At 51.2% G+C, this 23,980-nt stretch carries 20 protein-coding genes; 6 read left to right on the top strand and 14 right to left on the bottom strand.

Features of this window, described 5'->3' with window-relative positions; genetic code table 11:
- Positions 1–578 precede the first annotated feature (578 nt).
- Positions 579–1,181, bottom strand: a complete 603-nt coding sequence (locus OGV69_RS14250) for a helix-turn-helix domain-containing protein (RefSeq protein WP_069325002.1) — start codon at positions 1,179–1,181, stop codon at positions 579–581.
- 43 nt (positions 1,182–1,224) lie between these two features.
- On the opposite strand from OGV69_RS14250, the gene OGV69_RS14255 reads away from it, so the two are divergent.
- Both OGV69_RS14255 and OGV69_RS14260 read left to right on the top strand, forming a co-directional pair.
- Entirely contained in the window at positions 1,225–1,920 is a 696-nt protein-coding gene (locus tag OGV69_RS14255) for a B3/B4 domain-containing protein (protein WP_069325001.1), read from the top strand.
- A 21-nt stretch (positions 1,921–1,941) separates the two neighbouring features.
- The gene (locus OGV69_RS14260; protein ID WP_069325000.1) at positions 1,942–2,835 is read left to right on the top strand and encodes a dihydrodipicolinate synthase family protein; all 894 of its coding nucleotides are present in this window, start codon (positions 1,942–1,944) and stop codon (positions 2,833–2,835) included.
- A 51-nt stretch (positions 2,836–2,886) separates the two neighbouring features.
- Here the strand turns inward: OGV69_RS14260 and OGV69_RS14265 are convergent, their stop codons facing one another.
- The 4 genes from OGV69_RS14265 to dpaL form a co-directional block, all read right to left on the bottom strand.
- Positions 2,887–4,050: a M20 aminoacylase family protein gene (locus tag OGV69_RS14265; protein ID WP_038640867.1), complete on the bottom strand. Its 1,164-nt coding sequence runs from the start codon at positions 4,048–4,050 to the stop codon at positions 2,887–2,889.
- 19 nt (positions 4,051–4,069) lie between these two features.
- Positions 4,070–5,308 (bottom strand): Zn-dependent hydrolase, encoded by a 1,239-nt coding sequence (locus OGV69_RS14270; protein ID WP_069324999.1) that lies wholly within the window; start codon positions 5,306–5,308, stop codon positions 4,070–4,072.
- Between the two features lie 25 nt (positions 5,309–5,333).
- Positions 5,334–6,626: an aromatic amino acid transport family protein gene (locus OGV69_RS14275; RefSeq protein ID WP_038640870.1), complete on the bottom strand. Its 1,293-nt coding sequence runs from the start codon at positions 6,624–6,626 to the stop codon at positions 5,334–5,336.
- 119 nt (positions 6,627–6,745) lie between these two features.
- Positions 6,746–7,948 carry a diaminopropionate ammonia-lyase gene (dpaL, locus tag OGV69_RS14280; protein WP_051594545.1) on the bottom strand — a complete coding sequence of 401 codons (1,203 nt, stop codon included), beginning with the start codon at positions 7,946–7,948 and terminating at the stop codon, positions 6,746–6,748.
- Between the two features lie 333 nt (positions 7,949–8,281).
- Here dpaL and OGV69_RS14285 point away from each other — a divergent pair, with 333 nt between their 5' ends.
- Positions 8,282–8,743: an Lrp/AsnC family transcriptional regulator gene (locus OGV69_RS14285; RefSeq protein WP_038640872.1), complete on the top strand. Its 462-nt coding sequence runs from the start codon at positions 8,282–8,284 to the stop codon at positions 8,741–8,743.
- Positions 8,744–9,088: 345 nt separating this feature from the next.
- Here OGV69_RS14285 and mppA read toward each other — a convergent pair whose 3' ends face one another.
- Complete coding sequence (mppA, locus tag OGV69_RS14290; RefSeq protein ID WP_038640874.1) at positions 9,089–10,702, bottom strand: murein tripeptide ABC transporter substrate-binding protein MppA; 1,614 nt, start codon at positions 10,700–10,702, stop codon at positions 9,089–9,091.
- 184 nt (positions 10,703–10,886) lie between these two features.
- Between mppA and mpaA the strand changes: the two genes are divergently transcribed.
- Positions 10,887–11,615, top strand: coding sequence for a murein tripeptide amidase MpaA (gene mpaA, locus OGV69_RS14295; protein WP_038640876.1), 729 nt, complete (start codon positions 10,887–10,889; stop codon positions 11,613–11,615).
- Here mpaA and ycjG read toward each other — a convergent pair.
- On the bottom strand, positions 11,590–12,555 hold the full coding sequence (ycjG, locus tag OGV69_RS14300) for an L-Ala-D/L-Glu epimerase (RefSeq protein ID WP_069324998.1): 966 nt from the start codon (positions 12,553–12,555) through the stop codon (positions 11,590–11,592). The two genes, mpaA and ycjG, sit on opposite strands and share 26 nt — an antisense overlap.
- A gap of 115 nt (positions 12,556–12,670) precedes the next feature.
- Here ycjG and tpx point away from each other — a divergent pair, with 115 nt between their 5' ends.
- On the top strand, positions 12,671–13,177 hold the full coding sequence (gene tpx, locus OGV69_RS14305) for a thiol peroxidase (RefSeq protein ID WP_038640885.1): 507 nt from the start codon (positions 12,671–12,673) through the stop codon (positions 13,175–13,177).
- Positions 13,178–13,332: 155 nt separating this feature from the next.
- On the opposite strand, the gene OGV69_RS14310 is transcribed toward tpx, so the two are convergent.
- The 5 genes from OGV69_RS14310 to pspE form a co-directional block, all read right to left on the bottom strand.
- A complete protein-coding gene (locus tag OGV69_RS14310) occupies positions 13,333–15,825 on the bottom strand; it encodes a glycosyl hydrolase family 18 protein (RefSeq protein WP_077223944.1) in 2,493 nt (830 codons plus the stop codon).
- A 217-nt stretch (positions 15,826–16,042) separates the two neighbouring features.
- Complete coding sequence (tyrR, locus tag OGV69_RS14315) at positions 16,043–17,584, bottom strand: transcriptional regulator TyrR (protein WP_038640886.1); 1,542 nt, start codon at positions 17,582–17,584, stop codon at positions 16,043–16,045.
- A gap of 146 nt (positions 17,585–17,730) precedes the next feature.
- Positions 17,731–18,792: a YcjF family protein gene (locus OGV69_RS14320; RefSeq protein ID WP_069324997.1), complete on the bottom strand. Its 1,062-nt coding sequence runs from the start codon at positions 18,790–18,792 to the stop codon at positions 17,731–17,733.
- Positions 18,789–20,186: a YcjX family GTP-binding protein gene (locus OGV69_RS14325; protein WP_069324996.1), complete on the bottom strand. Its 1,398-nt coding sequence runs from the start codon at positions 20,184–20,186 to the stop codon at positions 18,789–18,791. Before OGV69_RS14325 ends, OGV69_RS14320 begins: the two co-directional genes overlap by 4 nt.
- 142 nt (positions 20,187–20,328) lie before the next feature.
- Positions 20,329–20,646: a thiosulfate sulfurtransferase PspE gene (gene pspE, locus OGV69_RS14330; RefSeq protein WP_038640891.1), complete on the bottom strand. Its 318-nt coding sequence runs from the start codon at positions 20,644–20,646 to the stop codon at positions 20,329–20,331.
- A 230-nt stretch (positions 20,647–20,876) separates the two neighbouring features.
- On the opposite strand from pspE, the gene OGV69_RS14335 reads away from it, so the two are divergent.
- Positions 20,877–21,887, top strand: coding sequence for a LacI family DNA-binding transcriptional regulator (locus OGV69_RS14335; protein WP_038640893.1), 1,011 nt, complete (start codon positions 20,877–20,879; stop codon positions 21,885–21,887).
- Positions 21,888–21,918: 31 nt separating this feature from the next.
- Here the strand turns inward: OGV69_RS14335 and OGV69_RS14340 are convergent, their stop codons facing one another.
- Positions 21,919–22,824 carry an OmpG family monomeric porin gene (locus OGV69_RS14340; protein ID WP_069324995.1) on the bottom strand — a complete coding sequence of 302 codons (906 nt, stop codon included), beginning with the start codon at positions 22,822–22,824 and terminating at the stop codon, positions 21,919–21,921.
- A 65-nt stretch (positions 22,825–22,889) separates the two neighbouring features.
- Positions 22,890–23,972, bottom strand: coding sequence for an ABC transporter ATP-binding protein (locus OGV69_RS14345; protein ID WP_038640897.1), 1,083 nt, complete (start codon positions 23,970–23,972; stop codon positions 22,890–22,892).
- Positions 23,973–23,980 lie beyond the last annotated feature (8 nt).

The following is a 23,980-nucleotide window of genomic DNA, read 5'->3' on the forward strand; positions in this document are numbered from 1 at the left end:
GAACACGTGCCAGTGAGTCAAACTGACAGAGCAGTAAGACCAGTGGCCGCGTTTTCTTCTTCTTCAAATTGCCTTATTAGTCCAAATATCTTTGTATAAAGTACCTTGATCCTCGGGATCAGCCAGTGTGATCGCCAGGATCTACCGGTCATATTATTGGTATAAAAAGGTCAGTATATTGACCAAGATCTATAAATCTTTTGAAAGGTGACCCCAAAAAACGCAGATTATGTATGTATGACTCAGTAAGTCAGAGACGCTAATGACAGAATAGGTATAACGATGAAAATATATAAAATCAGATGGTTATATTCATCATCACAGCTTTAAGGAAGGTACTGTTGTCTGGGGATAGTCAAAACAAAGCAGGTCAGTGATTAAACAGCATCGCTATGCGATGAAAATGCCCGAGAGGCTGGTATCCTTCACCAGCCTTCTGTTTCCGGAGATGACAAAGCACGGGATCTGGCAGACAGGTATATCGGGAACAAAGCCAGCCGTAGTTATCTCTGAGAAATAGATCTTGAGCGTATGTCCGGACGATTTTTATCCCTACACATCTCATTCTTACGAGTTACTCAGGATGCTTTCTCATTCACTGTCATGATAAATATCAGTGGGCTCTCACCCCGGTTTTCATAGAAATGAGGGACATCCGTTCTGGCAGTTGCAGAACAACCGGAATTAACCAGATACAGATGCTCTTGTACGCCAAGCGTGAGCGTCCCCGTTTGTACATAAAACAATTCAAGTGTTCCCGTAGAGTGACCGGGAGAAGCAAACTTTTCTCCTGGCTGCATTTCCCACATCCAGAGCTCTGTCATATCCGGCCCTCCGGAACCAGCAAGAAGCCTTGCTCTTCCTCCTTTGTCGCCTTTCCAGAGTTCAGGGATCTCACCTTCAGCAATAAGATGGACGGTTGGTTTTGTTCCTACATCGACAAAATCAGCCACCGATACCCCCATTGCGGCTGCCAGACGGCATAACAGCGCAATACTGGGATTGGCCTTACATCCTTCAATCTCGACCAGCGCTCCCTTACTGACATTTGCCTGCCTGGACAGCTCATCAAGCGACATTTTTTTTTGTTTACGGTACTGCTTAATTCGCTGCGAAACAGCTTCATTGACGGTGCTGACATCTGCACCCGCATCGGTCATTATGTTGACTTTTTTGGTCATTGGTCGATATCATAAAATAAATTGGTCATTACAGGATTATCCCGTGTTAACACATTCTCCGTCAATTGCCCCGGAAGTTTATCGTATTGCTCCCGGTTTTCGAGCGCTTAGTATCTACGTAAAAGCCGCGCCGGTACTGAATCCTGACGTTGGCAGGGCCGCCTTGCTGGAAGCTTGTGAGGCGGTTCTGGCAGGCAGACCGGAATGGGCGGAGTCTCATCTGGCCGCATGGGCTGGCGTTTTTCAATCATTTGGCGCCAAACCAAAGCGCACGCCTTGTTCAGCTGATGCGCTACGTAAGCGCGTGCTTCGTGATGGCATGATGCCAGCACTGGATCCTGTTGTTGATCTTTATAACGCCGTCAGCCTCCGCTATGCCGTTCCGGTTGGTGGCGAAAATATTTCCGCTTACCAGGGTATTCCGCGTCTGACCATTGCGGAAGGTACCGAGCCCTTTGACACGATGAAAGAAGGCGCACCTGTTATCGAGTATCCCTCCCCCGGAGAGGTTATCTGGCGTGACAATGCTGGCGTCACCTGCCGTCGCTGGAACTGGAGGCAAGGGATAAGGACACGTTTAAGTGTTGAAGCGCAGCAAATGTGGTTTATTCTGGAAAGTCTGCCACAGATGCCGCTGGAAAAGCTTCATGAAGCAGGAAGAATGCTGACTGACGGTCTGGAAGAAATGATGCCAGGTCTGTGGTTTGAAATTACTCTCATCGAAGATCAGCACCAGTAATTTTATTCAGGACAAACACCTATGTTTACTGGCTTGTCTGCGTTTCCCTTAACTCCAGTCACCACCAGCGGCGTGGATGAAAAGGGCTTCAGTCATATTCTTTCTCGCCTAACAGAAGCCCGGGTTGATTCTATGGGTATCCTGGGGTCAACCGGAAGCTACGCTTATCTGACCCGGGAGCAACGCAAGCGCATCGCGATTCTGGCAACACAGCACGCCGGAGAGATCCCTGTCATGGTGTGTGTGGGAGCTGTCAGCACGGAAGCCATCCTGCATCTGTCAGACGATGCGCAAGCCGCGGGCGCAAATGCCCTGCTGCTCCCGGCTGTCTGCTACCAGCCGCTCCGTGACGAAGAAGTCTTCGCACTATTTGAGACCGTTACCCGACACGCGTCTGTGCCGGTGTGCATCTATGATAACCCGGGCACCACACATTTTACCTTTACGGATGAACTGCACGGGCGTCTATCCTCACTGGAGGGGGTTCGCTCGGTCAAGCTCCCTGGTGTCCCGGATAGCCCGACTGCAGCGAGAGAGCGGGTAGAGGGATTGCGTCAATACCTGCGCCCTGACGTAACCATCGGTATCAGTGGGGATGCTTATGCAGGGCTGGGATTAAACGCCGGCTGTGAAGTGTGGTACTCCGTTAGCGGTGGTTTGTTTCCGGTGATGGCGAAACAAATTACTGACGCAGCGGCGGCGAACGATCATGAACGCGTTACTGCCCTGACAACGCGCCTTGAGCCATTGTGGGCGCTGTTCCGTAAACATGGCGGAAGCATCCGCGTTATTGCTGCTGCCGCAGGCGTGCTTGGACTTACCGATACGGACTGCCTCCCTCGCCCCCTGCAGCCTTTGTCAGCAGGTGATATCGCGGATATTGCCCGTGTGATAACCACACTGGAGCTGAAATAACCGCCCTTGAGGACCGGCTGTCTGCCGGTCCTTCTGAAAACTGACCGGGCATTACTGCGACAGGCGGATTCTGACGATCTCGGCAAAATATTCCGCGCCGGTTAGTAAAATTTCATCGTTAAAGTCATAACAGGCATTGTGCAGCGGCGTATTGCCCTGCGGGTCTGACGCATCGCCGTTACCTAAAAAGACAAAGCAGCCTGGAATTTTCTGCAGGAAAGCGCCGAAGTCTTCCGAGATCATCATCTGCGCGACATTGCCATCGACGTTCTTCTCCCCCACAACGTTCTCTGCCGCGTTCACCGCCACGTCCACGCAATGTTGCCAATTCACCGTTGGCGCGAACTCGTGCGTATAAATAAACTCGCACTGCGCCCCATGCATCGCGCAAATTGCTTCGCTGATGGTTCGCATCCGTTCTTCCAGCAAGGTCTGCACCTCAGGGGAGTAGCTGCGGGTATCGCCCTTAATTTCAACATGGGTGGGAATGGCATTGCGGATGCCATCGGTGTGCAGTTCCGTACATGAAATAACCGCCGGCACGTTAGGATCGACGTTGCGCGAAACGATGGTTTGCAGCGCCAGAATAATCTCCGCCGCAATCACCAACGGATCTTTACTCATATGCGGACGTGCGGCATGTGCCCCCTGACCGGTAATGCGAATAATAAAGTTATCTTCACTGGCCATAATCCCCCCCACCCGTGTAGCGATGGTTCCAGCCTTCATGCCTGGCATATTGTGCAGACCATAAATCTCTTCAATGGCAAAACGCTCGATAACGCCGTCCGCCATCATCGCATTCGCACCGTAACCCGGCTCTTCAGCGGGCTGAAAAACAAAACAGACGGTGCCATTGAAGTTCCGGCGCTGCAACAGCAACTGCGCAGCACCCAGCGCAATGCAGGTATGGCCGTCATGTCCACAACCGTGCATACGTTCAGCGGCGCCCGAGCGATAAGACCGCTCGCCCTGTTCTGTCAACTGGATAGCGTCAATATCGGCGCGAATAGCGATAACGCCCTTTCCGTCACCGCATTTCAGCACACCCACCAGCCCGGTTTTACCAATGTTACGATGCACTTCGATCCCCATCGCCTCGAGTTTTTCGGCGATGAATTGCGCAGTTTTTACCTCTTCAAAGGCACTTTCCGGGTTGGCATGCAGATGACGACGCCATGCAATAAGCTGCTGCTTTAACTGTTCCTGATTCATATTATTCTCCTGTAAAACGCTATTCCGCGCGCTGGGCGCGTTGTAATACCACCTGCAGCAGCACGTTGGCACCGGCAATCAGGTCTTTGGCTTCGCTATGCTCTTTGACGTTGTGACTAATGCCATCAACGCAGGGGACGAAGATCATCCCGGCCGGGCAAACCGAGGCCATAAACTGCGCATCATGACCTGCACCGCTCGGCAGACGCCTACAACTCAGCGCCTGACGCTTTGCCTCGTCTTCTACGGCATTGACAATTTCATCGGCAAAAATAACCGGGTTAAAACGCACCAGCGAACGACTGGTTATTTCGACGCCCTCTTCTTGCGACGTTCTGGCGACAAACTCGGCAAGCCGTTGTTCCGCCAGTTTTAAGGTCTCATTATCGGTATTGCGCAAATCCACCGTCATCACGACATGGTTGGGAATCACGTTAATCAGGTTCGGTTTAAAGACCATATGTCCGGCAGTAGACACCTGATCGCCACCAAGAGTAAGCGACAGTTCGCGGGCGTATACGGCAATTTTCGCCGCCGCCAGTCCGGCATCGTGGCGCATATTCATCGGCGTGGTGCCCGCATGGTTGGAGACACCGGTCAACGTAAATTCCTGCCACGAAATCCCCTGCACGCCGGTTACCACTCCGATATCAATTCTCTCTTTGTCGAGGATCGGTCCCTGTTCAATATGCAGCTCAACGTAGCTATCCACCGACAGGTCGCCCGGTCGACAAGCGCCTTTGTAACCAATCTCGCATAACGCCTCATCAAGAGTTACCCCATCAAGATCCTTCGCTGCCAACGCTGCATCAAGAGGATATTCACCAGCAAACACCACGCTGCCCATCATATCGGGCTGAAAACGTACACCTTCTTCGTTGGTAAAGAAGGTGACCGCCAGCGGACGACGGGGACGAATGCCCGCCTCTAAAAGAGTGGCAATCACCTCCAGACCCGCCATCACGCCGTAATTGCCGTCGTACAAACCGCCAGTGCCGACGGTGTCAATATGCGAGCCCATCATGACCATCGGTAACGCCTCTTCACCGGCATAGACGCCAGTAACATTGCCAATAGCATCGATATAGATTGCCAGACCCAGCGCTTTCATTCTGGCAACGACAAAGTCCCTGCCCGCTTTATCCTCCGCGGTCGCCGCGAGGCGACAGACGCCCCCGCCCTCCAGCGCGCCACATTCGCCGAGCGCGAACAAAGAATCGATAAGCCGCTGGCCGTTAATCTGCAGATAATGACTCATAAAAACATCTCGCTATTCATCGTGGTTACTGGAACATGCCGTAAAAAATGGCAGATACGGTAATCAACCCAATCAGGGTGACAAAAATGTTGCTGGCTTTGCCGCGATACGGTGCCAGCACCGGTAATTTATGGATGGCATACATCGGTAACAGCAGTAGGATTGCCGCCCCAGTAGGGCCGCTGATGCACTCAATAATGCCGAGAATACTGGGGTTTTTATAGGCAGCGAACCAGCAGGTCAGAACCATAAAAACCAGGATAACAGCGTCAACTGCGCGAATACCTGGCTTTTTCCCCCGAGAGGCGGCAGCCTCAAGAATCAGGTCTCGCAGTGATTCATACGCGCCGATATAGTGGCCCAGAAATGATTTGGTAATGGCGACAAAAGCGATAATCGGCGACAGCCAGGCAATAATTGGCGTGTCAAACTGGTTCGCAAGATACGAAAGTATTGAGAGGTTTTGCGCCTTCGCTTCCGCCAGTTGCTGTGGCGACAGACTTAACACGCAACTGAGGACGAAAAACAGCACGACCACTATCATCAACAGGATGCCATAGCGCTGAATCTGTGCGCATTTGCGCTCGGCAAGCTCCAGGCCGTAGCGCTGTTTCTGGCGCACGACCATCGGCGAAATAATCGGATAGTGGTTAAACGACATCACCAATACCGGAAACGTCATCCACAGCGTCAAGAAAATGCTGCGCCCATCCCCCATCGCGCTAATGCTTACGGTGTGAAAAATCGCGCCGTTCCAGTGCGGAATCAGAAACAGCGACATAAATATCAGCGAGATAATAAAGGGATAAACCAGGGTGCTCATCACTCGCATGATCAGCCGCTGCCCCAGGCGGACAATAAGCATCAGCCCGAGAATCAACACGATAGCCACCAGCGCCCGTGGCGGCTCCGCCAAGCCGAGCTGGTGGCGGATAAAACTCTGCGCAGTATTGGTGATCGCCACTGCATACATAATCAAAATGGTATAGACGGCGAAAAAATAGATAACGGTAAACACCTTCCCCGCCAGCGCGCCGAAATGTTCGCCGATAACATCGGTAATGGTGCTTTCCGGCGTATTCGAAGAGTAAATAAAGCGCGCCAGTCCGCGATGCGCCAGATAGGTAATCGGAAAAGCAAGAGCGAAAACAATCAGTAGCGGCCAAAAGCCGCCGATCCCGGCATTTATTGGTAGAAACAGCACCCCGGCGCCAATCGCCGTTCCGAACAGGCCAAGCACCCAAACGGTATCTTCGCCATGCCATTTTGTGGAATTACAATATCCTCTTTCTTCTGTAACAGCAGTTTCAGTATTCATCGGTCATGTTCTCTCAGCATTACGCGAAATCGCATATGTTTTATTTATTGTCAGAACGCATGTCATACCGAGGGCATGTAGGGTAGGTAAGATGGCCCTCTTATTATTGCCGTTGGCGGTTAGCCATTGCGGCCAAACCAGACGATGTCTTCATAGACATCCGGGGAAGTGTCCCCTTCGGTACTGATTAACAGGACATGCGCATCGGCATTGAGGCGCAGCGATTCGGCGAGATGGCGAAACTCCGGCTGGGTCATCAGCGCATACAGCACCCCCGCGCCGATAGCGCCGGATTCGCCGGATATAAAGGGTTCATCAGTGCCGGGGCGCGGCGCAGCCAGCAAACGCATACCGTTGGCGGCAAGATGATCGTCAGCGGAGATAAAGCAGCGGGCATGGTCGCGCAGCATCGGCCAACTGGTGATGTTCGGCTCGCCGCAGGCAAGTCCGGCCATCAGGGTCGCCATATCGCCGCCGACGCTGTGCGGCTGACCATCATTAATGGTCGCCGAGCGGTATAGACAATTTGCTTTATGCGGTTCGACAATGACGATTGTCGGCGCTTGCTGCTGCATTTTTTCGACGAAATAGCCCATGATGCTGCCCGCGAAAGAGCCAACCCCAGCCTGCAAAAAGAGATGTGTCGGCAACGGCGCCCCACTTTGCATCAGTTGATCCCAGGCTTCAACGGCGAGCGTCATATAACCTTGCATGATCCAGGTTGGAATCTGTTCGTAACCTTGCCAGGCAGTATCCTGCAACAGTACCCACCCGCGCTCTTTAGCGGTTTTATCAGCCAGCCTCACGGTATCGTCGTAGTTAAGATCGGTAATGGTGCATTCGGCGCCATGTCGACGAATATTTTGCGCCCGCACCAGCGATGAACCTTTCGGCATGTAGACCACCGCCCGTAACCCAAGCTGCTCCGCCGCCCACGCCACGCCACGCCCGTGATTGCCGTCGGTGGCCGTCACAAACACAATATCTTTAATACAGGCTTTAATTTCCGGCGAATTAAGATCGGCGAAGCTTAAGGTATTAATGTCACGCCCAAGTCGTTCGGCGAGATATTTCCCCATAGCATAAGATCCACCCAGCCCTTTAAACGCATTAAGACCGAATCGCTGTGCCTCATCTTTAATATGCAGCGACCCCAGCCCCAGACGCTGGCTTAAATAGCCTAGCTTGCGTAGTGGCGTTACCCGGTAGTCAGGAAATTTCTGGTGAAAAGCCTGTACGTCTGCGCCGACGCGGTCATTGAGCAGGCTGAGATCGACACCCTGACCATAAACTTTTTGGCGAGAATTGAATTGGTATTTCATTATGTCCGTCATAAATACACCTTTTTTATTCATACCGTCATGCCGCGATGAATTAATTCCCCCACTAAACAACAGGCATAGAGCTCCACGCGGCCAAATTAAGCGCAGGCCGAATAACGGAATGAACGGGTTGTGAAATAATGTGGGTTGATTCGTTATCGGCTAAAAAACACGATTTATCGTCTTCCCACTGATTGAGATGGTACACTGCCCCCAACGGTAAAATGGCGCAAAATTGCCCTAAGAGGCGCAATTTTCAATCTGATTTACCTATCTGGCGCAACAAAGTTGCATTAGTGAGGCGTATCACACTTTTATAAGGCCGTTGAAACGATGAAACTGGACACCTGGGATAAAAAAATCCTCACACTGTTGCAGCGCAATAATCGCCTGTCGCAACGAGAGATCGCCGATCTCGTCAGCCTTTCCCCCTCGGCAGTCAATCGGCGGATCGCTGCACTGGAAGAAGCCGGTATTATTAGAGGCAGCGTCAGCCTGATCGACGCCACAAAAGTTGGTCGCCCTATCACTATCATGGCGCAGGTCACCATTGAAAATGAGCGTCTCGATCTGCTGGAAGAAGATAAGCAGCGATTCGTTAGTTGTCCGCAGGTGCAACAGGTTTATTACGTTACCGGCGATTTTGATTTCCTGCTGGTAATGAACGTCCGCGATATGGCGGAATACGAGGCCCTGACCCGCGATCTCTTTTTCGCCTCAGGGAATATCAAATCCTTCCGCACCCTCGTTTCGATGCAAAATGCCAAGCAGGAAATGACAGTGGTTATCGAGTAAAACGCCCGGATGATGATGGCGACAGGTCAGAAATTGGCCCATGTCTAATTTATTTTCGAAATCCGCCTTCCATATGCGAATTCTACTTGTCTGCCAGAAGATGACAGGTAACATGGCTATCCCCCCGAGTAACGGGGAAAACGATTTTTTATTGGGCTACAAACAGAGAGACTACAGAAAGAACACCGAATCCGCTGGTGTAACCAAAACATACAGGCCATCACGGTCTGCAATCTTGTAGTTTTTTCTCTGGCTTTCAGATGCTAAGGAGAAACTGGCGCTGTAAGCCGCGCCAGCTCTGGGTTTATCCGTGGTTACCTTGCGTTAACATAAGGCCAGTACCGATTAGTGCTTCACAATATACATTGTGCGGCTGTATGCGACATCTTCAGGGTTAGTAATCGGGTACCCTTTCAGCCACGGTTTAATTAACCGCCCGTTGGTATACTGATAAATTGGCGCAATAGGTGCCTGTTCCATCAGAATTTTCTCTGCCGTATTATAATCCGCATTCCGCGCCTTCTCGGTATTTTCCAACGTAGCCTGAGTTAATACTTTATCGTATGCCGGATTATTAAAGCGGGAGATATTGCCCGTATGGGTCGATGTTAATAGCGACAGGAACGTAGAAGGCTCATTGTAGTCACCCACCCAGGAAGCGCGGATCACATCAAAATTGCCGGTATTACGGCTGTCGATATAGGTTTTCCACTCCTGATTCTGCAGTTTTACGTCGACACCGAGGTTTTTCTTCCACATAGAAGCCACTGCGATAGCAATCTTTTGGTGGTTTTCAGAGGTGTTGTACAGCAGCGTCAGTTTAAGCGGTTTCTGCGGACCATAGCCTGCTGCACGCAGCAGGGTTTTCGCCTGAGCATTCAACTCTTCCTGACTCATTTGCTCAAACGGCGAAGGTTCAGGTACAAATCCTGCCGTAACATCCGGCGTGAAATGCCAGGCGGGCTTCTCGCCGGTACCTAATACTTTCTCCGCCATCAAACGACGATCGATCGTCATACTCAGCGCCAGGCGCACGCGGGAATCGGCAGTCGGTCCCTTCTGGGTATTGAAGGCATAATAGTAAGTGCCAAGCTGAGGCGGGGTATAAACCTGGCCCGGAATATCCTTCAACAGTTTCTGATACATGTTTTTCGGGAAGGATTCCGTGATATCAATATCACCCGCAAGGTAGCGCTTGGTGGCTGCCGATTCCTGATTAATGGGCAGGAAGGTGACTTTTTGCAGAACCGTTTTGCCGTTGTCCCAGTAATGCGTATTCGGTACAACGACCAGTTTTTCATTTACGACGCGATCTTTGAGCACATAGGCGCCGTTACCAATCAGATTACCCGGCTTGGTCCACTCTTTGCCGCTCTCAACGTTGGCTTTTTGTACCGGATAAAATGCAAAACTTGCCGTCAGATTGGCAAACCAGGGGAGCGGTTTATCCAGTTGAACTTTTAATGTACGCGCATCAACCGCGCTAACGCCAAGCTTATCAGGCGCTGCTTTGCCATCGATGATCGCCTGAGCATTGCTAATACCCGCCAGCGCAGCAAACCACGCAAACGGTGATAGTGTTTTGGGATCAACCAGACGCTGCCAGCTGTAGACAAAATCCTGCGCCGTTACCGGTGTACCATCGGACCATTGCGCATTGTCGCGTAGCGTAAACGTCCAGATGCGGTTATCGTTACTTTTCCACTGGGTGGCGACGCCAGGAACAATTTCTCCCTTCTCATTCTGATTGACCAGCCCTTCAAATAAATCACGAATAACCTGAATTTCAGGAAGTCCGACGGCCTTTGCCGGATCAAGCGACGCCGGTTCATCTTTTATATGCCGCACCAGTTCTTGTTTCTCTGCCAGTACCGTTCCGCTGGGAACATCAGCAGCCCATGATAAGGAAATGCTGCTAACCAACAGCGCACAACAGGTTACTGAAACAGAATGCTGCATAAAATATCCTCAATTCCGGCTACTAAGTGAATGTGTAATTATTTGTATCGCCAGCAGGAAATGCAATTAACTTCCGACAAGAAAGTGATATTACACCTGAAAAGATAAGTGTGTGAAAACGATTTGATTATCCATACATTTTGCACAACACTGCGAGTAACTATTCGAGCATTCAGAGATGACTATGACCGCTACCCGTCCCCGTGCCGAGCGCGGCGCATTTCCGCCAGGAACCGAACATTACGGACGTTCATCGTTAGGCGCACCGCTAATCTGGTTTCCTGCGCTGGCAGCCGATCATGAAAGCGGCCTGATACTGGCAGGTACGCACGGTGACGAAAACTCATCTGTCGTCACCCTTTCCTGCGCATTGCGTACGCTTAACCCTTCCCTGCGTCGTCACCATGTGGTGCTGGCGGTGAACCCCGACGGTTGCCAGCTTGGGCTGCGCGCAAATGCGAACGGCGTAGATCTTAACCGTAACTTTCCTGCCGCAAACTGGAAAGCGGGTGAAACGGTATATCGCTGGAACAGTAGCGCAGAAGAACGCGACGTGGTTTTGCTGACCGGCGAGCATCCGGGGTCAGAACCAGAAACCCAGGCGCTGTGTCAGCTTATTCACCGGATTCATCCCGCCTGGGTGGTTTCTTTTCACGATCCGCTGGCCTGTATTGAAGATCCCAGACGCAGCGAGTTAGGCGCATGGCTGGCGCAGTCATTTGAATTGCCGCTTGTCACCAGCGTAGGTTACGAAACACCTGGCTCTTTTGGTAGCTGGTGCGCCGACCTGAACTTGCACTGTATCACCGCCGAATTTCCGCCCATTTCATCCGATGAAGCGAGCGAGAAATACCTGCTGGCCATGTCCAATCTCCTGCGTTGGCACCCTAGAGATGAAGCTGTCCGGTCGTAAAATGCAGGGATGGCTCCGCGTCGCTGGCAAGCCAGGTAGGTCCATCGAGATCGGCAAAACTGACCTGCGGCGTGAGGGGTAACGCCGCGCTAATCGCCCGGGATGTACACAGCATGCAGCCCAGCATCAGCGCAAATCCCTGCTCGCGCGCATCGATGGCCAGCGCCAGCGCTTCGGTCAGGCCCCCTGTTTTATCCAGTTTGATATTGACCATTTCATAGCGCCCGTGCAGCGCTTTCAGGCTGCTGCGGGTGTGGCAACTTTCATCTGCGCAGATCGGTAGCGGATGCACAAAATTCTCCAGCGCGGCATCATCCTGCGCCGGGAGCGGTTGTTCCAGCATCGCCACCCCTAAATCAGCCAGAAGCTGACAGCGCGCGGCCAGGCCCTCTGCCCGCCAGGATTCGTTCGCGTCGACAATAATCGTGGCCTCAGGAACAGCCGCACGAATGGCAACCATCCGTTCGCTGATTAAACGGGCATCCAGTTTGACTTTCAGCAGTCTCGCTCCATTCTCCCACAGTGCCGCCGCGCTCGCCGCCATCTGTTCGGGCGTTCCAATCACCACCGTTTGCGCTGTCGTCACCACCTCCGCCAGTTCGCAACCCACTAGCTCCGCCAGAGACAACTGCTGTTGTCGCGCATTCAGATCCCACAACGCACAGTCCACCGCGTTACGCGCCGCTCCCGCTGGCAGCAGCTTTTGCAGTTCTTCACGCGTCAGTCCATTTTCCAGTTGTGGCGCAATGTTCATAATTTGCGCCAGCACTGAGGCATCGCTTTCGCCGTAGCGCGGATAAGGCGTACATTCTCCGACGCCAGTGACGCCATTTTCTTCCACTTCAACCACCACCACATGCGCTTCGGTTCTGCTCCCACGGGCAATAACAAAGGGAGTGTGCAGCGGCCAGGCTTCCTCATATACCTTTACTGTTCTCATTCGTTTTCCTTAGTGCAGTCCCTGAAGCGGATATCCGCAAATAGCGTTTGCCGTGTTAACTGCTGATGGCATAAACTAGCCTCGACGTTAACTATATGTAAACAGGAAGATAACCATGTCACAAACCGTTCATTTCCAGGGCAACCCGGTTGCAGTCGCTGGCTCCATTCCTCAGGCAGGAAGCAAAGCTCAGGCTTTTACCCTTGTGGCTAAAGATCTGTCTGACGTTACGCTGGGCCAGTTCGCCGGCAAGCGCAAAGTGCTGAATATTTTCCCAAGCATCGATACCGGCGTTTGCGCGGCATCGGTACGTAAGTTTAACCAACTGGCGACAGAAATCGACAATACCGTCGTACTGTGCGTTTCGGCCGACCTGCCCTTTGCACATTCTCGTTTTTGCGGTGCGGAAGGTCTGAGCAACGTTATCACGCTGTCCACCCTGCGCAATGCAGAATTCCTGAAAAACTATGGTGTTGAAATCGCTGAAGGCCCATTAAAAGGGCTGGCCGCGCGCGCCGTGGTGGTTATCGACGAGAATGACAACGTTATTTTCAGCCAACTGGTCAATGAAATTACCAACGAGCCGGATTACACTGCCGCTCTGGACGTGCTGAAAGCGTAATAAGTACTTAGCCTTCTATACAACACATTCTCAACCTCGCTGCGGCGGGGTTTTTTATTGTGCACAGCCCCTCCAGCCAGGCTGGGGGTTTTCCATAGACAACAAGTAAGCCGTAACATTGCTGTTACGGCTTTGAAGGTGAGGACTTTTTTAACTTACCTGGACGCTTTCAACATTTCATCCGTTAAGGTAATCGAATCCAGTACGGTAAAGATTTTTGCACTTTCACTACTGCCGTCGGCGGTAGCCGCATAAACTTTATCTCCCGCTTTCAGTTTATTCACAGAGATAGTCTCAGAAGGCGACCAGTAACCCTGGTGCGGATTCATCACCGTGGAACAACCTTTGCCGAAATTCTTGATCTTACCCTGGAACCAGGAGCCACAAAGAGTGGTGGTCGTTTTTCCTTTTGCATCGGTTGAATCGTAATAAAAGTTAACGTACTCATATGCAATCATCATTGATGTACTTGCATTAATCGTATAAGTCAACGAACCATTTTTAACCGACGTCTCTGACGAGGCAATTTGCGAAGGGCTGCCCGTAGTTACATCTTCAAGGGTGTACTGATAAGTTAATACAACAGTCCCATTCGCATCCTTGACCTGTACAACATGGCCTTCCGTGACTTCCCCTGTCAACATCTGTAACTTAACATTAGAATAGCCGTTTCCTAAATCAGTGACGTACACCCTGGCGACCTTCTCATTACCGTATTGACCAAAATAGTACGGCTCACCAACGGCATCACGATTCCAACCATCATGTTGTAAGGTGACAGTGTATTCCCCACTTTCGATACTGGCCGTATTTTGTGTCCAGTTTAATTCCGGGTTATTTGTCGATTTGTCAACGTTGACGTCTTTTATTTCCGTCTCTGCCGGTGTCTCATCGCTATGGGTAAACGGTGCAAACACTTCACTGAAGGCGTATTGCGGAGCCTGGGATTCAGTCAACCCACTGTGTTCTGGTGATACCTGACCGGCAACACCCGGCTGGTCACGCATCATCGACCACATGCCTATCATGCCCATATCGCGATCTTTGGCATCGTCCATCACCAGGTTCGCATCCGACAGATAGAACACTTCGCCCTGCACGTCGTTGTAGCCGTTCATCGGCGTAACGCCCATCATGGCGTTGATCTCGTCATCGCTCTTATCGGTGAATATCTGTTTTAACTGGCTGGACAGGTTTTCTATAGCTGAGGTTGCACATTTGCCATGAATATTCTGCCCTTCCGTACCCTCGGACTGACAGATACTGCTGCCGTAGTCCATCGCCATCACGTTTACGCCCGCCAGATTAACCCCTTTGGCCTTCGCATCGTTCAGTACATACAGACCGTCATCGGTCAGACCTGTCGGCAGAATAGGCAACGTGTACCAGATCCCTACGCTACGACCTTCTGCTTTCCATTGATCCTGCGCGGCCTTAACAGCTTCGTTACGGCGGTTAATGGAGTCATGGTCGGCAACCCAGGTCCCTTCGATATCGAAGTCCAGCACGTTCAGGTTGAGGTTTTCAACGATGTCATAATAGTGCTGCTGCAGTTGTGATACGTCGGTACAGGCTGCCGCCAACGGTGAGTTATTGGCACCCCCTATGGAGACCATGACATCTCCGCCGGCTTCACGCAGCGCTTTAATTTTACTGTACTGCGTGTAGTCATTAATGTTGTAGGCCGTGCCCCAGGTTGGCAGACAGGTATCAGCATCTTTCGCCACCACAAAGGCCATGGTGAAGTGGGTCACATTCTGGTTTTTGGCAAGACTGGCAAGGTCTGGCAGCGAGTTCAGGGTATAGTCGACATACGGCGCGTAGACATGAGCAGGCCACGCAGATGAAGGTGTCCCGACCATTGCTTTAGTGCCGGACCAGTCAATATAAATTTTCCACGGATTGGTATCGGCTGGCGTGACTTTCTGGACTTTAGCCTGGGAAACATAGTTTTCGCCGTTATATCGAATGAGTGTCCCGCTTTCATACAGCGTTGAAGAATTAAATTCAGGCGCATTATTGAGTTGATCCGTCGTATACGTTACGACAGCACCCAGCGGTTTCCACGGGCGACCATTGGTGCCAGACGGGTTCTGGTTTGCCTCCAGGGAAGGATCATCGCCAATGGTATAAAAGAGCGCCTCATATTCCTGGCCGTCTTTCTGAACTTTATCGCCTTTATTGTACGTCGTGGTTGCCGACCACTGCGCGACTTCCGCATACACTTCCCATGGATTGGCTGCCCCCGGCGTGAAACCGTATGCGCTCTGTGCGGTAGAAGTCTGCCAGGTCGCACCGTTGTAGGTAACAATATCATTGGCATTGTAGGCATTTGCGCTACTGTAATCCGGATAGGTTACCGTTCCGCCGCCAGTATCGCAGGTTGTCGGGTTACCGTATTCTGCGATTTCTGCAGCGGTTGCATCACGTTCAAAACGCCAGGGATTATTAGCTTCATCACCTGAGGCATTTCCCGGACAATCCGATGCGCCAACCCACCAGGCATTGGTATAGACGCCGCTGTCATAAATAACTTCGTAAGGGCCGGTTCCTTCTTGTCCACTCCAGGCTTCAAGAGCCAATACGGGTGCTGCGGCGCATAATGCGCCCATTCCAATTATTGTTTTGGTAAATATATTAAGTTTCATAATCATCCCTTATTAATAATCGCATTATTCAAAATGCGGTTAATTGTAAGAGGAATGCGGAATGAGTGAAATGAATAGCAACTACAGGAATAATTAATTAAGAATGAGGGATACTGGTCACATGAGTATTAATATTCAATATAAATACATTGAAATAAATTAATAATATGAACAAATAAAAAATGCCAACCCCATAATCAGGATTGGCAATAATACTTTATTCTTCACTTTTCTTTTGATTCAAACCATACTCGCGTAACTTGTTAGCGATCGCAGTATGTGAAACACCAAGCCGTTTGGCCAGTTTACGCGTGCTGGGGTAATTCATATACAGTTGCGTCAGTACAGAACGTTCAAAGCGGCTGGTAATTTCATCCAGCGAGCCTTCCATCACCTCTTCTCCGACCGCAACCGTTGCCGCATCGTAATCTGGCAATAATATATCCTGTGGCCGCAACTCATATCCCTCTAACTGGGTCAACGCCCGATAGATGGCATTTTTAAGCTGGCGCACGTTACCTGGCCAACCGTAGCGGGTTAATACCGTACTGAGATCGGCGGACAGTTTCGGACGCGGTACGCCCTGTTCGTCGGCAAAACGCGCCACAAACAGTTCGGTGAGCGGCATGATATCTTGCGGACAATCGCGCAGCGGCGGCAGGTTGAGGGTCAGCACGTTCAGACGATAATACAGATCTTCGCGGAACAAACCTTTCTGCACCAGCTCCACCAGGTTCTTTTGCGTGGCGCAAATCACACGTACATCGACATGGACTTCATGATCTTCGCCAACCCGGCGGAAGGTCCCGTCATTGAGGAAACGCAACAATTTGGTCTGCATGCTCGGCGACATTTCGCCAATCTCATCCAGCAGCACTGAACCGCCGTTAGCCTGCTCGAAGAACCCTTTTTTACCTTCCCCTGCGTGACCGAACAACTCGCTTTCGACCGCGTCTTCAGGGATCGACGCACAGTTCAGCGCCAGATACGGCTTCGCCGCACGCGGGCTCGCCAGATGACAGGCATGGGCAAAGAGATCCTTACCCGTACCGGTATTACCGGTGATCAGCAGCGGTGCGCTCAGCGTCGCCAGCTTACGGGCCTGTTCTACGACATGCTTCATTTTGGCGCTGACGGCAATAATCTGGCTAAACGCGCTCAGATCCTGCGTGGTCATATTTTGCAACTGACGCCCCATCCGGATGGTGGAACGCAGCATGACGACGGCTCCCGTCAGCATTTGCTCCTGATTTTCACCCTGCAAGTGAACTGGCGTAATTTCCATCAGGAAATTCTGTCCGTTAATCACGACATGCTCGCTATGTGAATCCTGCGGATTGCTTTCGAGCCAGCGCTGGAAGTTAAAACCATTGATTAACTGGGCGGCAGTATGATTACGCATCCGCTCCTGAGAGTGAGCAAAAAGCTGACAGCTCGCAGGGTTCGCCATCTCAATTTTGCTTTTCATATCCAGAGAAAGAACGGGTTCAGGCAATGCCTCGAGCAGCGCACTCAGCGCCAGATGTTCCCGTTCGGAAGGCATCCAGGGGACGGTACGTACATCCGTAACTCCTGAAATACGGCGGATTTCAGCCATCAGACTACTGAAGTTGGTGAACTCCAGCTCCGCAAAATTAAGGTAAATTCGCCCGATGGGGTCAATCTCGATACCGCGTAAATCAATGCTTCTTAGCACCAGTAAATCGAGCAATTCGCGGGTCAGACCAAGTCGGTCTTCACAAAAGACTTCCAAACGCATAGGAACCTTCACCTGGACAAGGGATTATGTGTTAAATGATAAGACAGTATTTGGTTTGCAGGAAGAACTCTGTCAACAAATATTGACAGCACGCTGGAAAATTGGGCGCCGCGGCGTAAAGTTACACCATCGACACCTTGTTCCAGTTAACTTTCACGCGGAGATTTGTTCTTTTGTAAGGTCTCTTTGACCTGACCAATCAACTGGCGGCGAAAATCCCCAAGTCGTGGTTTATCGTCATCTATCCACGGGAGCGGACGGCAGAGTTCCATCGCTTTAATACCCAGACGCGCCGTTAACAGCCCGGCACCAATACCCTGCGCAGCACGTGTGGATAAGCGCGCCGCCAGATCTTGCGACATCCAGTCCATACCAACCTCGCGGACCAATTCGCTGGCGCCGGCAAAGGCGATATTCAGCAGCACCAGCCGGAACAGACGCAGACGACTGTAATACCCGAGTTCAATGCCATACAGCGAGGCAATACGATTAATCAGCTGCAGATTGCGCCAGGCGATAAATGCCATATCCACCAGCGCCAGTGGGCTGACGGCAATCATCAGCGTGGACTCCGCCGCAGAACGACTGATCTCACGTCGCGCCTGCGCGTCCAGCACCGGTTGCACAAGATGGGCATACAGGCTGACGATTTCACGATCGTTTTGCGTTTCGTGGATAGAGGCATACCAGCGCTGTAACGCCGGATGGGACTGATCAATACCCGCCTGCTGCGCCAGCTTTTCACAAAATGCGCGACCTTTTCCTGTTCCGTGGCTATGAAGCAGGTCTCGCGCTTCATCACGTTCATGCGCTCGCTGACGCAAACGCCACAACCTGCGCCACTCGGTCACCACCGACCCCACGCCCGCGCCGACGATCAGCGCGCCCGCGGCGCACCCTCCCAGCGCGATCCAGTCCTGGGTCTGCCAGGCATTCATGGTCCACTGTACGCCCTGTGCGACAACGCTCACACCAAACAGCGCCAGCCCGCCCATCACCATTTTGCGCCACAAACTGCGTTTAGGACGCAAGGCAGCATCAATCACCGCTTCTGCCTGGCCTTCGTCTTCCAGAGGCTCATCCAGTGTCGCCGGAGCAAAGGTCTGCGCTTCCGTTTCATTGAACATTTGCTGCGCTTTAAACGCCGTGTTTTGTTCCACGTCCAGCGGACCTGAGAAATCGATACGCGGTTTTAACGGCTCGCTCATCGCAATTTATCTCCTATTAAAAACTCCAGCGCGGCATCAAGACGGATATGCGGTAAGGGTTTATCAACATCCATCACCTGCGGGCGAAATGCTTCAAACTGAAATCCCTGGCTGTCCCAGAATGCCTGTCCTGGCAGTCGTGCGGGCACTTCACCAGGATAGACGGTCAGCGGTTCGCCATCGCTCAGGCGATTGCCACGCAGCGCCGGGATCTTTTCGCCTTTCACATCAATCAGACCGCTGGTGGTTGCCTGTACCGATGCCAGGCCCAGACAATCCATGCTAATACCTTCGAACGCGGCGTTTTGCCAGGCATCCTGAATCAGTTGCTGGAGCAACGACACCATATTGGCGTGCTGATCGACCGTGACATGGTCAGCTTTGGTGGCGGCAAATAACAGTTTGTCGATCACCGGAGAGAACAGCCGACGAAACAGCGTACGCTGCCCGTAATGGAAGCTTTGCATCAATTGGGTCAGCGCCAGACGCATATCATTGAACGCCTGTGGCCCGCTGTTGAGCGGTTGCAGGCAATCCACCAGTACAATCTGGCGATCAAAACGCAGGAAGTGATTCTTATAAAAGCCCTTCACAACCTTTTCGCAATAGTAATTAAACCGCTCGCGCAACATGCCTGCGTTGGTGTGTTTGTCCGCCTGCGCCAGCTTAGATTCGCCGTATTCTTCCACATCCGGCCACGGGAAGAATTGCAGCGCGGGCGCCCCCGCCATATCTCCCGGCAGGACAAAGCGTCCTGGTTGAATAAAATGCAGTCCCTGCTGTTTGCACTGATGCAAATACTCCGTCCACGCGGCGGCAATTTCCGCCAGACGGTTTTCATCAGCAGGGGCCAGCGGATCCAGCCCCTGGCATAGCTGTCGCCATCTGGCCGACCATTCGCCCCGCTGACCTTGCAATAATCCGGTCATCTGCCGCGACCAGCTCAGGTAATCCTGCGCCAGCATCGGTAGATCGAGCAGCCACTCGCCCGGATAATCGACGATTTCCAGGTATAGCGTGGAGGTGTCTTTGAAGTGGCGCAGCAAAGAGTCATTGGACTTGTAGCGCAGCGCCAGGCGAATTTCGCTCACCCCGCGCGTCGGTGTCGGCCAGGCTGGCGGAGAGCCATACAGCTGAGCCAGTCCCTCATCATAGGTAAAACGCGGAATGCCAAAATCACGTTGAGGAACCCGTTTAACGCCGAGCAGACGTTCTTCGCGCACGCAGCTGAGCAACGGCAGTCGCGCACCGGCATGAATATTGAGTAACTGGTTTACCATCGCGGTGATGAACGCCGTCTTACCGCTACGGCTAAGCCCGGTGACAGCCAGGCGCAAATGCCGATCTACGCCGCGATTAACCAGCGAATTGAGTTCATTTTTAAGTCGCTTCATCGCCATCCCGTTATGCAGAAGGAACCGAAGAAATTATAACAAACAGGAAGTAAAGATAGGGGTCAATTCTTATTTATCAACTACCTGAGCGGTGTCAGACGGCACTATTCGCGCCGCCTGTTACAGAAGATATACGGATGGTTTAGTTATTCTCTACTTTTGGCAGCGCGATCTGGTTGATTCCACCTTCATTCGTCACCTGCGTGTAGCCCATTTCAACGAGCATATCCTTCGCCTGCCCCGACTGACGCCCGGAGTTGCAATACAACTTCACGGTGTCGGTCTTATCAGGCACTTCTGTTGCGATACGCGCCTTCATCTCTTTTAACGGAATATTGACGGCCCCCTGAATATGCTGCTGTTGGTATTGCTCAGGCACACGAACATCAATCCAGTGTTCGGCAGCATAAACCGGCATGCCAATGACCAGTGCCAACGCTAATACGCCTTTTTTAAACATAATATCTTCCTGATCGAGAGTTGGATTTCACTACAACACTATACGCCAGTTCTTAAGAAAATATTGCGACTGCATTATCATCGTACACACCAGCAGATCGCATTGTTCTTCAGGTAACACATTGTGCGGTGTGTCTTTTGATTTTTCTGTCAGCATTCTGTGATTGTTGTCATTCGGCATTGAACTCCATAATATGTCCGCCATTGACTCTCGGACGGAGCTTGGGATCTATGTCTCCTACCATTTATGATATTGCACGAGCCGCTGGCGTATCAAAATCCACGGTATCGCGCGTGCTGAATAAGCAAACCAACATCTCGCCGGAAGCGCTGGAAAAAGTGCTGCGCGCTATTGATGAGTTACAGTATCAGCCCAATAAACTGGCTCGGGCGCTCACCTCTTCCGGCTTTGACGCAATAATGGTGATATCAACCCGTTCTGCCAAAACAACCGCCGGTAATCCCTTTTTCTCTGAAGTGCTGCATGCTATTACGGCCAAAGCCGAAGAAGTCGGTTTTGATGTCATATTACAGACGTCGCGAAGCACCGAAGATGATTTACAAAAATGTGAGAGTAAAATTAAGCAAAAATTGATCAAAGGCATCATTATGCTGAGTTCTCCCGCCGATGAATCTTTTTTTGCAAGACTGGATAAATATAACGTCCCGGTCGTGGTTATTGGTAAAGTGGAAGGAGAGTATGCAAATGTGTATTCTGTAGACACTGATAACTATCGTGACAGCATCACACTGACAAATGCGCTTATTGAGAGCGGCCACAGTAATATTGCCTGTTTACATGCCCCGCTTGACGTTCATGTTTCCATCGATCGCGTCAACGGGTATAAAGCCAGTCTTCAGGCACATAATATTCAAATACGCGATGAGTGGATTATTGATGGGGGTTATACTCATGAGACCGCCCTGCTCGCTTCGCGGAAATTACTGAGTCAACAACCGTTACCCGACGCAGTATTTGCCACCGACAGTTTAAAGTTAATGAGTTTATATCGCGTGGCGGCTGAGAAAAATATCGCCATTCCGCAACAGCTTGCCGTTGTAGGCTACAGTAATGAACTGCTGTCATTTATGCTGACACCCGTGCCGGGAGGCATTGATGTCCCAACCCAGCAACTCGGCGAACAAAGCTGTAATTTATTATTTAATCTGATTGCCGGTGAGAAAGGATTGCAGAACATCACCGTGGGTACGCAAATATCGTTGGCCGACTCACTGGTGTAAAAACAGGGGCATAACAATGCCCCTGCACATTTTAGAATGCGTAATTCACACCAATCCCCGCATAATGGAATCTGTCGCTTTCACCTTCGTCGTGATCTTCCCATTCATAGGCATATTCCAGCGTCATTGATAAACCATTCTGGAAATCATAAGCATACAGTAAACCAAGGCGATTGAAATCATGCCCTTCACGTTCCGGATCATCCTGCCAGTCCCAGTTTGACCAACGATCAAGGCCAATACGGGTGTACGGCGTCAGGGTGGTATTGCCTAAAGACAACGGTAAGTAAGCACGGATTTCCTGGGTCGAGAACTCGCCATTATTACGCGAATCCGCCAGATTAAAACCGCGTTCGAGATAATAGTTGACCGTTAAGCCCACCGTTTCGTTGAAGGTATAATTCAGACCGGTTTCGCTTTCAACGCGGCTATCGGAGTAACCTGTGGTACTCAAGTCATTGACGAATTGATACATTGCCAGCCAGCCGCTAAAACGCAAATCGTCGCTAAGTTTAATATCCCAGTCCGGCTGAACTTTCCAGCGCTGCATATTGGCAGTGTCTTTTCCTGGTTCATTAACATAGTGATAGCCGTAATTACGGAAACCACCGGTCAGGCCGAAATTAACATCCTCGCTTTCGAGGAATTGATAGCGAACTTCCAGTTCCGGGCGATCAAACCAGGTACCGCGTTTCCCCTCGCTGTAATCAACCGGACCTTCCTGATAATAGGCCACAGATATTTTCCATGGTCCATTGGACGCATTAAAATAGACTGACGGCTCAGCCAGTCCATCCATATCTTCGCCCTGACCTTCAACGTTTTCTATTTCGTACATGGCACCGATATTAAAGCGCCAGTCATTTTTTTCAGCGGCCTGCGCACAGGCCACTCCTGCGCTCATAATCAGCGCAGTAGCGGACAGTAGGGTTTTCATTATTATTCCTTGTTAAAATACTCGCAAAAATGCCCCAAGGTTTGGGGGGTTATCCCCCCAGAATTTTATTGAATAGCCACTTCAGTTTCAGCATCAAAGAAATGGCATTTCGCCATATCAAAATGAATAGTGATATTTTCTCCTGCGTGATAATCATTCACTGCCCCAGCACGGACCACTAACTCATGCCCCCCAACGATGGTATAAAGCATAAACTCAGCGCCTGTTAATTCTGCGACGCTAATTTTTGCTGATACATTATTTTCATTATTAGGCTGCGGATGTATGTCTTCAGGACGAATACCCAGCGTAACGGCCTGATGCTCATAACCCTGCGCTTTTAGCTGTGCTAATTTATTTTCGGGAATGGTTAACTTCAGCGTTTCGGTAACGAATTTATTACCATCAATCGCGCCACGAATAAAATTCATGGCTGGCGAGCCAATAAATCCAGCGACGAACATATTTGCCGGGTGGTTATACACCGTTTTCGGTGCGCCAACCTGTTGAACAATGCCATCCTTCATAATCACAATACGCGTCGCCATCGTCATGGCTTCGGTTTGATCATGGGTAACATATATCATGGTGGTATTCAGTTTCTGATGCAGTTTGCTAATTTCTGCCCGCATCTGCACGCGAAGTTTGGCATCGAGATTCGATAAAGGCTCATCCATCAGGAAGACCCCCGCCTCACGAACAATCGCACGTCCCAGCGCCACGCGCTGGCGCTGACCGCCGGATAACGCGCCAGGTTTACGCTGCAGATAATCGCGCAGGCCAAGGATTTGCGCCGCCCAGTTAACGCGCTCCTCGATCACCGCCGGAGCAATTTTCTGCATCTTCAGGCCAAACGCCATATTGTCATAGACGGTCATGTGCGGGTACAACGCATAGTTCTGAAAAACCATCGCAATATTGCGCGATTTCGCCGGCACATCATTCATCCGTTTACCGTCAATCAGCAGATCGCCGCCGCTGATCTCTTCCAGGCCGGCGATCATGCGCAACGTCGTAGACTTCCCGCAACCGGAAGGCCCAACAAAAACAATAAACTCTTTGTCTTCGATTTCCAGATTGAAGTCTTTAACGACGTGCACCTGGTTGTCGTAAATTTTTTGAATATGTTGCAACGAAAGCTGTGCCATGTTGAATC

The organism is Citrobacter sp. Cc139, assembly GCF_030334645.1.
In the GTDB taxonomy this organism is placed as follows: domain Bacteria; phylum Pseudomonadota; class Gammaproteobacteria; order Enterobacterales; family Enterobacteriaceae; genus Citrobacter; species Citrobacter werkmanii.